The sequence below is a fragment of the Dysgonomonas sp. genome (assembly GCF_035323175.1).
GTDB lineage: Bacteria > Bacteroidota > Bacteroidia > Bacteroidales > Dysgonomonadaceae > Dysgonomonas.
Map to the genome: position 1 here is coordinate 22,056 of NZ_DAOKYH010000005.1, position 12,693 is coordinate 34,748.

Here is a 12,693-nt window from a genome sequence, read left to right on the forward strand (position 1 = left end):
ATCAATGATATGGCAACAAAACCAAATACGTCCGCCGTAAAATTCTCTTATTTTAGGCTATCCCTATTATCCTACCTGCGAGACACGCACCCTGCTAAAGCTACCGACCTCGATTTTATTGCTGCACGCGGCGATGCGGCAGCAGAGGCATACAGCCAAGCCATAAAAGCAGGTCATACCCACGATGAAGCAGAAGTAATCTCTTCGCAAGTCCTGTATGAAGGCTTGCATTTCTCCACCTACCGAACACTTGTTACTATCCTCTGGGAAGAATTTTCTGAGGAAATAGACCCGTCACAAGCTGAAGGCGTAGCAATGGAGTTATTGCCCCGACTTACGAGTACGGTTCAAAAATATACTTTGTCTGATGATTTTGCCGATACACCACAGTACAATCAGTTTTACACGGAACTGACCGGCGAAATACAAATCCTACTCGAAAATGGCTTATAATAAGAAAGCCCATCTTCGGGACAATATCGAGGCGATCCGCATTGCATTCGCACTCGATAAAGAGAAAAGACAGGCTACCAATGACGAAAAAGTAAAACTGGCAGCCTATTCCGGTTTCGGAGGGATAAAAGCCGTGTTGAACCCCGCCGCCAAACCGGAAGATATAGCCCAATGGAAAGATTCGGAACGTGATTTGTTCCCACTTGTAAGTGAACTGCACCAAGTGTTACGGGATGGAGCGAAAGACGATACCGAATACAAACGCTATGTAAGCTCGCTTAAAAATTCGGTGTTGACCGCTTTCTATACGCCCAAGCCAGTTATTGATGCTTTGGCACTCGTTCTGAATAACAGTGGTATCAAACCTCAACGTTTTCTTGAACCCAGTGCAGGAGCCGGAGCGTTTATAACTTCATTCAAAAAAACTGTACCAAATGCAGAAGTAACTGCATTTGAAAAAGACCTGCTGACGGGCAAGATTCTCTCACACCTTCACCCACAGGATAAAATACGGATTGAAGGTTATGAGAAAATGGAAGGACGATACTCACAACATTATGATGTGATAGCCTCCAATATCCCTTTCGGGAATGTAGCCGTATTTGACCCCTTGCTATCTAAACATGAGATACCCGCAGTGAGCCAATCCACAAAAGCAATCCACAATTACTTTTTCACCAAAAGTGTAATGGCTGCCCGCGAGGGTGGGTTGATTGCTTTTATCACTTCGCAGGGCGTTCTTAATTCGGAGCAGAACAAACCGATTCGTGAACACCTGATGAATAGTTGCAATGTCGTTTCCGCCATCCGATTACCCAACAACCTCTTTACAGAAGAAGCAGGGACAGAAGTGGGCAGCGATTTAATTATCCTGCAACGCAAGAATTCAACTATTCTGCCTACCCAAAGACAGCAGGATTTTATCGAAACTCGCAAGCTATCCAACGGCATATCCATAAACAACCTGTTTAAAGACTTCGACAGGGTGATACAGACTGATGTAAAAGTCGGTACAGACCCCTACGGAATGCCTGCGATGGAATTTACCCATTCCGGTGGAACAGAAGGCATTGCCGTCGCACTTTACCGGATGCTGAATGAAGATTTTTCCAAACACCTCGATCTGGAGCACTACTTGGCTCACGCTCCGGAGAAACAGCAGCAACAAACAACTGTAACTCCGACAATAAATCTCAATCCAAAAAGCAAACAGGAAATCTCTGTTTCGGATATGGTGGAACTAAGCCCCAAATCGGCTTATGAACCTATCGCCGAAGATTTAGTTCATTTCTATCCTTTTGGAGAAGCCAGAAACCGCAAAGCATGGGCAGAACTCTCTGAGCAGGGAAAAAAAATAGTCGTGGAGCCACGCATTAACCAAGCGAAAGAAGAGACGAAAGCTATACCAACAGTAAAAGAAAAAGATACAATTATCCGGGATGAAGCCAGCGGATTGTTTGTAAATACGAACACAGGAGAAGTAATAGAGCAAAAGGAAGTACCGCCACCCGATATGGAACAACAACTTATTGTAACCTTATACGACCTGTTTGGTTTTTCTGCCGAAGAACGTTCACAAATTAAACAGCCCAAACGTTCGCGCCGCCGTATGCCCATACCACAGCCTAAAGCCAGTCAGCAGCAGGGGGCACAGCCTAAAAGTCCGGCAGCAGGCAAACCAACGGAGACACCCGAACAACGTACCGAGCGGTTGGAAAAGGAAAGAGCGGAACGATTGAAGCCCATACCGATGCCGATACCCGAAAATGGATTGCCTAAACATTATAAAAATGGTTCTTTGGTAACTGATGGGGATAACCGTATAGGCTACCTAAAGGATATGGACGGACATCAACCCATGTTCCATCCTTTGGAATTATCATCCAATGAACAAAAACGGGCATCCCTCTATATTGAGATACGCGATACTTACAATCATCTGTATAACAACGAAGCCGATACACTTAAAGAGAATCCTGCATTACGGCAGATGCTCAATCGCCTGTATGATGATTTTACACAAAAATTCGGGAACTTGAATGATGCGAAAAATATAGATCTCATCAAGATGGATGTCGCAGGACGGGAAATACTCTCGTTGGAACGCTACCGAGAGGGCAAAGCTATCAAAGCAGATATTTTCGAACGTCCCGTAGCATTTAACCCCAATGAGATTTCGAAAGTAGATAACGCATACGAAGCTCTTGTCTCCAGTCTCAATAAATACGGAGCGGTCAATTTAGATCACATGGTTTCTCTTACAAGTAATACGCAAGAGGGAATACTTGACGAGTTGAAAGGCAAAATCTATTTCAATCCTCTTGTGGGAGGCTATGAAGTAGCGGACAAGTTTGTATCGGGTAACGTTATTTCAAAAGCAGACGAAGTACAGAACTTTATTGACCGCAATCCGAATCATGAAGCTGCCAAAGAATCTTTGGCTGTTCTACAGGATGCCATACCGAAACCAATAGCTTTCGACGATCTGGATTTTAATTTCGGGGAACGCTGGATACCTTCGGGCATCTATGCTGCTTTTGCTTCATACCTTTTTGAAACGGACATAAATATACATTATGCACAGAGCAGGGACGAGTTCAGCATAAATTCCAATACTAAAAATGCCAAGATCAGCGATCAGTATGCCGTCAAAGGTGAAAGCCGCACCTTTGATGGTATTGCCCTGATGCGTCATGCTCTGCACGACACCACTCCCGATATAACCAAAACGGTCAGAGTAGATGGCAAAGATACAAAGGTACGCGACGGAGAAGCCATTCAGCTTGCCAATACCAAGATAGATGAGATGCGTAACGGCTTTTCGGATTGGCTCAGAGAGCAGGCTCCCGAATTTAAAGATAGGCTTGCCGATATGTATAACCGCACATTCAATTGTTTTGTACGTCCCGAATATGACGGTTCGCACCAGACTTTTACCGGTCTTGATCTGAAAGGTTTAGGTATTCCCGACTTATACAAGAGCCAGAAAGATGCCATCTGGATGCTTAAATTGAACGGTGGTGGTATAATCGACCATGAAGTGGGAGGTGGCAAAACGCTGATTATGTGTTGTGGAGCAATGGAGATGAAACGGCTCGGATTAGTGAATAAACCGCTTATCACAGGACTGAAAGCCAATGTCCATGAAATCGCCCAGACCTTTTGTACGGCATACCCTGATGCAAAGGTACTCTATCCGGGTAAGGAGGATTTTACACCACAAAACCGCAATCGTATTTTCAATGAAATGAAAAACAACAATTGGGATGCGGTGATTTTAACACACGAGCAGTTCGGTATGATACCGCAGTCTCCGGAGATACAGCGAGGCATCTTACAGGCTGAACTCGACAGCGTGGAGGAAAACCTCGAAGTGTTGCGTTCACAGGGTAAAGAGGTATCAAGAGGGATGTTGAAAGGTTGTGAGAAACGCAAAAGCAATCTTGAAGCTAAATTGGAAGGGGTAGCCCACCAGATCGAAAACCGCAAGGATAATATGTCGGATTTTCGGATGATTGGTATAGACCATTTGTTCGTAGATGAATCTCACAAATTTAAAAATCTGACTTTTACCACCCGTCACGACCGTGTGGCTGGCTTGGGAAATACCGAAGGCTCGCAACGGGCACTCAATATGCTTTTTGCCCTGCGTACCATTCAGGAACGCACAGGCAAGGATTTAGGGGCTACTTATTCATCGGGAACAACGATTTCCAATTCATTGACAGAATTATATCTATTATTCAAATACCTGCGTCCTAAAGAACTGGAAAGGCAGGGCATTAACACCTTCGATGCATGGGCAGCCATTTTTGCCAAGAAAACCAAAGATTACGAGTTCTCAGTAACGAACCAGATTGTACAGAAAGAACGCTTTCGTTATTTTATCAAAGTGCCGGAACTGGCTTCCTTCTATTCCGAGATTACCGATTACCGTACTGCACAGGATATTGGTATCGATCGTCCCGAAAAGAATGAGATTCTGCACAATATACCACCGACACCCGACCAGCAGGAGTTTATCGGTAAGCTGATGGAGTTTGCCAAAACAGGAGATGCTACACTATTGGGGCGTGAGCCACTCTCTGAAAGGGAAGAAAAAGCAAAGATGCTGATAGCGACTGACTATGCCCGAAAGATGTCGCTCGATATGCGGATGATCGACCCGGATAAATACGGAGACCACATAGACAACAAAGCCAGCCATTGTGCCGCCTCAATAGCGGACTATTACCAAAAGTATAATGCCCAGAAAGGAACACAGTTTGTATTTTCGGATTTAGGAACTTACAAGCCGGGGCAATGGAGTCCCTACACCGAAATCAAACGCAAATTAGTGGAAGATTACGGCATCCCTGCATCTGAGGTGAGATTTATTCAGGAAGCCACCAGCGAGAGGGCACGAAAAGCCATGATAAAAGATATGAACGAGGGTAAAATCCGTGTTATGTTCGGTTCTACTGAAATGTTGGGAACGGGCGTTAACGCTCAAAAACGGGCGGTAGCCATTCATCATTTGGACGCACCATGGCGTCCGTCTGATCTGGAGCAACGCGATGGACGGGCGATACGCAAAGGCAACGAAATTGCAAAATTGTATGCTGACAATAAGGTAGATGTGAAGATTTACGCTGTGGAAAAATCATTGGATGCATATAAATTTGGCTTACTACACAACAAGCAACTATTTATCAAACAGCTTAAAAACAACAATCTGGGTACTCGAACCATTGATGAGGGTAGTATGGATGAGAAAAGTGGAATGAATTTTTCTGAATATGTAGCTATCCTGTCGGGGAACACCGAATTGTTGGAGAAAGCAAGGATAGAAAAGAAGATAGCTGCTTTGGATAGTGAAAAGCAGGCGTTCGTTCGGGGCAAATCTTCGAGCCGTTACAAATTAGAGAATATCATGCAGACAGTAGAATCCAATAAAGGATATATTGATAGAATCTCTAAGGATGTGGAAGCCTTCAATAGCCGGGTGCAGCTTGCTCCCGATGGCACACAGCTCAATCCTGTAAAATTGGATGGGTTTCAAGCTACCGACCCGATTGCTATTGGTAAGAAGTTGAACGAAATAGCAGACAAAACACGTACACATGGGGCACACGAGAAAATCGGTTCGTTATATGGCTTTGATTTATTGGTAAAATCCGAAACGACAAATAAAGACGGTTTTGACCTGGTACAAAACCGATTTTTTATACGTGGCGAAGGGCAGATACTTTACAACTATAATTATGGAAGTTTGGCGGCAGACCCTAAAACGGCATCGCTGAACTTTTTAAATGCACTCGACAGTATGCCTAAGCTGTTGGAGAAGTATCAAACGGACACCGATAAACGGATGCAGGATGTACCCGTTCTCAGGCAGGTAGTGGAAAGTGTGTGGTCAAAAGAGAATGATCTAAAAGACTTGAAAACGGAGCTTACAGCGTTGGAGCGTAAGATAGAGTTGTCCTTGAAGCCCATCGAGCAAAGCGAAGGGCAAGAAAATGTTTCCGAAAAGAATCAGCTTCAATCTCAGAGTAACTCAAAATCAGCAGTAATTCAGGATGCTCCTATGCCGAATACTTTGCAAGGAGTGAAAGAGGTTATGGGAGACAGGTTCGTTATTGGATCGGTGGGTAGTAGTCCGCCACCAAAAGAAGAAAAAAGAGGCATGAAGCTCTAAATGAAAATGACCGTAGAAAAATTCTGCGGTCTTTTTTATTTATTCTTTTTCTACCATATCCTCATCGATATTGTCTCTAAAGTGATCACGAATAAATTTTTCTACGTTTTTCTCTGTGTAAAATATCTTATGATGGATGGTTATATAGGTCAGTTCACCAGCCGAGCGATAACGCTGTAATGTCCGCTTGCTTACATTCAGCATTTGGCACAAGTCTTGATTGTCCAAAAGTCGTTCGCCGTTTAGTACATTATGTCGTCCGCTCATTATATCCATGAATTTATCCAATCGGTCAAAACGTCCCATGAACTGCTCGAACCACTCTTGCATGAAATCTTTTAATCCTTCGTCCTCGCTCATGGTTTGCCTCCTTTCTTATCGTTTTTCACCACAACTCCCGGCAATAGGCGTTTGACCTCTGCCAACATATACCACACTTTCCCTCCCCTGATTGAATAGGTTATTTCTCCCTTACTGCGTAACCGTTGCATGGTGCGTTTACTTACCCGCAATATGGCAGCAGCATCTTGATCACTCAGCCAAACCTCTGATGGATCGGACTGTTGTAGAATGCTATTTTCTTTCGCCTGTTTTTGTACAAAAGAATGAATCCGGTCGATTTTTTGCAGCAACTTTTTATAGGCTTCCGATTCTATACTTATTACTTTCATACTCGCAACTTATTGATTTGATGCAAAGTTCGAGCGTTTTGAGACACTTTATAACGAGGTCGGTATTACTTTTTTTTGAATGTTATTACAAATCGTTTATATACAACAGGTTAGCATATATGTTTTTTAGAAATAACAAGAAGGAAAATACGGAAAAGGTCGGTATAAAGCGTATGATAAACCAAACCAGCCGATTTTGAACTAAATTAGCATCAAAATCGGCTGGTTGAGCATACATACCGACCTCGGTATTATTATTTTCTGCCCATACGTCGCAATAGGGCATCTTTTAATTTGTCAAGAAATGGCGTAGGATTATTCCGTATTTTCAAATCTCCAAGAGTTCGTGAAAGATTACTGTCCAATTGGATATTAAATACATTTTGAATATAATCGTAAAGCTGTGTTAGTGGTAGGTCTCCAAACATTCCGGCACTATCCCAAGAGAAAATTTGTTCCTGCAATTCCGCTTTACTGCCCATCCACGTCTTTTTTGTAGCAGGGAAACCAAAAGAGCAAGTTTTCAAACCATTATCATTCAATAGCTCTACTTCGTGCATCAAATAGACGGAAAGCATATCATTTGCCAAAATCTTTGCCACCTTAAAATCACAATTAGTAGAAAAATTAGGATCAAATTCATAATAAAATGTTTCGAGGTATTGCTCTAAATCTGTTTTATCCCGTAGAAAATAAAAAGCATCCAAATGGGAGGAGTCCGAGCGGTAATAACGGATAAAATCAAGCCGCTTGCTGTTATATTTATTAATATCATTCAATAACTCGCAGAGGTATTCCCGTTGTTTCTCTACACCTATGGGGCGATTCATCTCAATGTTATAGACTTTACGATAGTAGATCAAGCGGGAGCACAATCTGGGTTTAGCCTCTTTAAAAAAATAGATTTCTTCTTCTTCATCTTTAAAATTGTATGACAAAATAAATACCTTTAATTGGTTAAAAGCTTTGACAAGTATACGGGAAGCCTCCAAAGACTTCGTAATCATACTGATTTCTGAGCATTCTATTTGCTCAATCTTTATATCTATTTCTTTTTTTAAACAGGAGGCAAATTGAATCATAACTATGCATCTTATTTATACCAAACAATACAACATGGTTCTATTACTAATTAAACGATTTTGGAGATTGAGCAAATAATTATACTTTATACTCTCCTCAGCATAATACAACCTGTTAATATATATGGCTCTATAGATTTTCATGATAAAATAAGTTGTTATACAGATTTAAGGTTTTGTTCGGTCATATATTCTGTATTTACAGAAATGAAATTTATGATAAATAATTCATTTTTTTACGATTATAGATTCGTTTGGCTGGGTTAAAAAATTATCCAACCAAACGAAATTGTCAAAAATCACTTTCTAAAAATAATTAGCTATAATCCATGCCTTAAACCTAACTCTTCTCATATATGGAATAGAATTAAAATGATAATACAATTCACTCTTTTGGATCTGAAGAATATAAACCATACTATTTGGTAGGAGTAAGAGTTATTGGACAAGGCTTTTACATAAACCTAAATGACTTAAGGAACGAACATACTCGCTTTTTCATTTATTTACGGTATTTGCAGCAATCAGGCAATGCCGCATAGACAGTCTGATCGGCTTTGTCTTTATCCGTGTCATGCCCTGCCTTTGCAATAGCTTTGCTAATAGCATCAAGATCTGTCTGATGCGGATCAAAGTTCAGGTGCAGTTCTTTTTTATTGATGTCCCATGTTGCCGAAGTAACACCTTTGACATCCTTGCCCGCTTTTTCAATGCGTTCTTTGCACATTTCACAGTTGCCTTGTACACCTAGCATAGCATGCTGGCCCTTACCGTGTTCATGTCCGTTTGTCATACCAGCGGTCTCCTCATTTTTTTGTGAATTACCTGCTGTACTGTTAGTGCTACCTGAGTTGCAGGATACCATAATTAAAGAGATTACTACAATTGATAGAATTAATTTTTTCATTTTGATTCAATTTAGAATTTGTAATTAAGTTGCTTACTTTCTGTACTTACAGCAATTAGGTAGGGCTGCATAAGTTGCTTTATCTGCTTTATATTTATCTGCATCATGACCTGCTTTGGCTATTGCCTTGCCAATTATTTCCACCGATGTGGCGGAGCCATCAAAATTCAGGTGCAGCTGTTTTGTCTTTTGATCCCATGATGCAGAAGACACACCACTGACACCTTTAACCGCTTTTTCGATACGCTCTTTGCACATTTCACAGAGCCCCTGAACGTTGAGTATGGCATGTTCATCTTTGGAAGTAACCGGTTTTATATCACTGGACACACCGCTCATATTATGCCCTTGGTGTCCGGTGGAAACGGGAACTGTGGCTGAGGAACCTTGTTTGCTATCTGTTGACATGGCAGACATATCATGCCCCTGATGCTCATTTGTCGAACCTGCTTCTTTTTTTGTGTTATCCGAGCATCCCGACGTGGCATGGCCTTGATGTCCAGCCTTTGATGCGGACGATTTTTTATTCACTTTACTACGGCTTCCGCAACCGCCTTGCATATCTGTTGTATATTCTTGTCCGGGCGACGTATTTCCTATTGCAGACAATTCATTTTCGACCTGGTTATTACCTTTAGAATAAGATGGAAGGGTAAATAAGACGATGGCTAGCACATAAAAATATTTTTTCATAATCTGACTTTTTTTAATTATTGGATACTTACTATTTTATTTTCTGTATTTGCAGCAGCTTGGCAAAGCATCATAGGCCGCTTTATCCGCTTTATATTTGTCGGTGTCATGACCTGCTTTGGCAACAGCCTTACCGATAACATCTACCGAGGTCTTGGAGGAATCAAAATTCAAGTGCAGTTGTTTCGTTTTTTGATCCCATGATGCAGAAGACACACCACTGACCCCTTTAGCCGCTTTTTCGATACGCTCTTTGCACATTTCACAGAGCCCCTGAACGTTAATCATGGCATGTTCATCCTTAGAAGAAGCAGGTTTCATATCTTTTGTCATGTTATGCCCTTCGTGTCCGGTGGCAGATGCAGTACCCGGCGATGCGGTTTGTTTCATATCTTTGGATTCGCCCGACATATTATGCCCTTCATGCCCTGTAACAGGACGTGAAGCTTCGGCATTCATCATACTGCGTTTACCTTCCAATTGGGCACTGGCATCAATGGAAAATGCTCCGTTGGTAACAATTTCATCCCCGTCTTCGATTCCCGAAAGAACCACATAGGAATCGCCCAATGACGGGCCTAATTCAATTTCACGCAGTATAAACGCAGGGGAATCCGTATCGGGTTGCTTAACATATATAATTGAACGCTTACCTGTCCACAATACCGATGATTTAGGAATTACAATCTCATTATCGTACTGTTTTAAAGGGGCTTTTACAATTGCACTGGCATACATTTCCGGTTTTAACTGAAATCCGGGATTGGCAGTTTCTACTCTGACTTTCGCCGTACGGGTAATCCTGTCCAGTATCGGGTCTATGAATGTTACTTTTCCTGAAAAGGTCTTTCCGGGTGCACTTTGTAATGTGAAATCAATCTTATCCCCGATTTTAAGGAAAGGCAGATCGACCTCGTAAGCATCAAACATCGCCCATACCTGTGAAAGATTGGCTATATCGAACAAAACAGACCCTTGGTTGACATAATCACCTTGGCTGACTTTCTTGCTGACAACAATACCGCTTGTGTTGGCTTTAATTTCAACAAGGGGAGATACCGTTCCTGATTTTTCTATTCTTGATATCTGGTCATCGGATAATTTCCATAAACGCAGTTTTTCTCTGGCTGCTTGAAGCAGGGTGGGCTGCACGGATACCATTTTTGCGGCTTCCAATAATTCCTGTTGTGCACTTAATAACTCCGGGGAGTAAATGGTGGCGATAATTTGCCCCTGTTTGACACTTTCTCCTGTAAAATTGAGAAATAGCTTTTCGATACGACCGCTTACATGCGAGGTTTGCGACTGCGATAAACGTTCGTCCGCCTGTATAGTTCCGTACAGGCGCAAATCCTTAACCGGATTCTGGCGGCTTACTCTGGTCGTTTGTATATTTGCCAACGCAACGGCTTCCGCCGACATCTGAATGGCATCGGGGTCTACAGCTTCGCCGGAACCGCCTGTGGTTTTTAGAGGGATCAGATCCATTCCGCAAATAGGGCATTTACCCGGTTTGTCCATTTTTATCTGCGGGTGCATCGCACAGGTCCAGATTTGCCCGGTTGCATCTTCATGGACGTGCTCCGCCGTTTCATTGTGGCTGCCCGATGAACCGCCGAATATCGCCCAGCCTAGAAATAATCCGGCGATAAGAATCAAACTATACTTCAGATAGTTGTTCTTGAGAATATTTTTTATTTTATTAGTTTCCATAATCTCTCGCTTATTTTTGTTGTTCGGTTTCTTTAAATGAAATCAGCTTTTGAATAGAGGCAACCATTGTATTATAGCTCGCTACAGCTTCCGCTCCCTTTAGTTGATAATCCAAAAGCTGTCGTTGTACCTGGATTACGTTAGTCAGATCACTTTTGCCGGAAACAAATTCCTGCACGACTAAATTGTAAGTTGTCTGTGCCAGATTAGACTGCTTTTTATACAATTCAATCTTTCGGGAAGCATTGTCCAATTGATGTTTGGTTTTGTATAAATCCGCCTCAAGGGTATTGATGGTGTTTGCATATTTCTCCTGGCTTGCCTGCCACCAGAACTTACTTTCCCTCTGCTGAGCTTTGTATTTACTTCTATAGATAGGGATGGACAAAGTAACCATCGGCATAATCATATCCTTTCCGTTCATTTCTGTTACCGGAATACCCATGCCCATATCCATACGTTTATTGATGAGCATATATTGCAACCCTATGCCAAACATCGGATAACTCATTTTTTTATCCATTTCTGCTTTGGCTTTATAGGCAAGCCCTTCTTCATTTATCATTCCCAGCATCGGGTTCTGATCGGTTATCTTATCCATAGCGGATGCCCCGTCAAAGAGAAATGGAATCTGTTCAAAAGAATCGGGTATTTCGATATAGGTATCGGCAGAACGGTTTAAGAGGGCATTGAACTTTGCTTTCTCGGCTTTTATCTCGGAGAGGATACTTTCGATATTATTATCCAATTCCGTTATTTCAAGCTGAATACGCAGCACATCCGACATACCCGAAGATGCACCGGACGACATACTACTGCCGGGGGAACCACCCATAGAAGACATACCGCTGCTTTGGGAGGCTGCCTGTGTATTCGCACCACCCATTCCTGCCATTGCACCTGCGCTGCCTGAGGGCGGAGTACTTGTCGGGGTAACGGGGGCAGACAGGGTATAACCCGATCCCGAGCCTGCACCAGGAGATGAAAATTTACGCAGTGCCAGGTCTTCCAACTGTGTCAGCAGCTTCTTATTCTCCTGATTATTGATCAGTTTTTGTTGTAAACTGCACAAGATAAACCATTGCGTGTATACATCCAGATAGAGGTTATCCCTTGATTCACGAAACTTTTCAAATGACATTCTCGCCATATGGGTAGCTTCGGTCTGAGCCGCTTTTTTCGTACCGAACCAGGGAAACATTTGCATAAGTGTAAACTGGCCTACCTGACTGCCGTCTATGATTTCCATCGGTTGCAGGAAGAATCCCATTTCCAGTTGCGGGTCCTGATAAGCACCCGCCTGTGGTATTTTTTCCAAAGATGCTTTATAAGCCATAAAATCAGCTTTTACACCCGGATTATTCCGAGCGGCTATCTCCAGGTAATGGCTTAACGAATCAGCCTGTTGCCCATAGAAACTGATACTTATAAGCGTCAGGGATAGCAGCATCACAATATATTTATATTTCTTGTCTGACATATTGCTCGTGTTATTTA

General features: G+C 42.4%; 9 protein-coding genes. 2 read left to right on the forward strand and 7 right to left on the reverse strand.

Going from position 1 to position 12,693, the window contains the following annotated elements:
- Positions 1 to 9: 9 nt before the first annotated feature.
- Positions 10 to 453, forward strand: a complete 444-nt coding sequence (locus PKC55_RS08125) for a DUF1896 family protein (protein ID WP_291129538.1) — start codon at positions 10 to 12, stop codon at positions 451 to 453.
- Positions 443 to 6,130, forward strand: a complete 5,688-nt coding sequence (locus PKC55_RS08130) for a helicase-like domain-containing protein (RefSeq protein WP_291129535.1) — start codon at positions 443 to 445, stop codon at positions 6,128 to 6,130. Before PKC55_RS08125 ends, PKC55_RS08130 begins: the two co-directional genes overlap by 11 nt.
- Positions 6,131 to 6,169: 39 nt before the next feature.
- Here the strand turns inward: PKC55_RS08130 and PKC55_RS08135 are convergent, their stop codons facing one another.
- The 7 genes from PKC55_RS08135 to PKC55_RS08165 form a co-directional block, all read right to left on the reverse strand.
- The gene (locus PKC55_RS08135; protein ID WP_291129530.1) at positions 6,170 to 6,490 is read right to left on the reverse strand and encodes a helix-turn-helix domain-containing protein; all 321 of its coding nucleotides are present in this window, start codon (positions 6,488 to 6,490) and stop codon (positions 6,170 to 6,172) included.
- The gene (locus PKC55_RS08140) at positions 6,487 to 6,801 is read right to left on the reverse strand and encodes a helix-turn-helix domain-containing protein (RefSeq protein WP_291129526.1); all 315 of its coding nucleotides are present in this window, start codon (positions 6,799 to 6,801) and stop codon (positions 6,487 to 6,489) included. Before PKC55_RS08140 ends, PKC55_RS08135 begins: the two co-directional genes overlap by 4 nt.
- A 254-nt stretch (positions 6,802 to 7,055) precedes the next feature.
- Positions 7,056 to 7,883: an RteC domain-containing protein gene (locus PKC55_RS08145; RefSeq protein WP_291129524.1), complete on the reverse strand. Its 828-nt coding sequence runs from the start codon at positions 7,881 to 7,883 to the stop codon at positions 7,056 to 7,058.
- Positions 7,884 to 8,385: 502 nt separating this feature from the next.
- Positions 8,386 to 8,748, reverse strand: a complete 363-nt coding sequence (locus PKC55_RS08150; RefSeq protein ID WP_324372598.1) for a heavy-metal-associated domain-containing protein — start codon at positions 8,746 to 8,748, stop codon at positions 8,386 to 8,388.
- A 75-nt stretch (positions 8,749 to 8,823) separates the two neighbouring features.
- A complete protein-coding gene (locus tag PKC55_RS08155; RefSeq protein ID WP_324372600.1) occupies positions 8,824 to 9,483 on the reverse strand; it encodes a heavy-metal-associated domain-containing protein in 660 nt (219 codons plus the stop codon).
- 36 nt (positions 9,484 to 9,519) lie between these two features.
- Positions 9,520 to 11,196 carry an efflux RND transporter periplasmic adaptor subunit gene (locus tag PKC55_RS08160; protein WP_291129514.1) on the reverse strand — a complete coding sequence of 559 codons (1,677 nt, stop codon included), beginning with the start codon at positions 11,194 to 11,196 and terminating at the stop codon, positions 9,520 to 9,522.
- 10 nt (positions 11,197 to 11,206) lie between these two features.
- Complete coding sequence (locus PKC55_RS08165; RefSeq protein ID WP_291129510.1) at positions 11,207 to 12,676, reverse strand: TolC family protein; 1,470 nt, start codon at positions 12,674 to 12,676, stop codon at positions 11,207 to 11,209.
- Between the last annotated feature and the right edge of the window lie 17 nt (positions 12,677 to 12,693).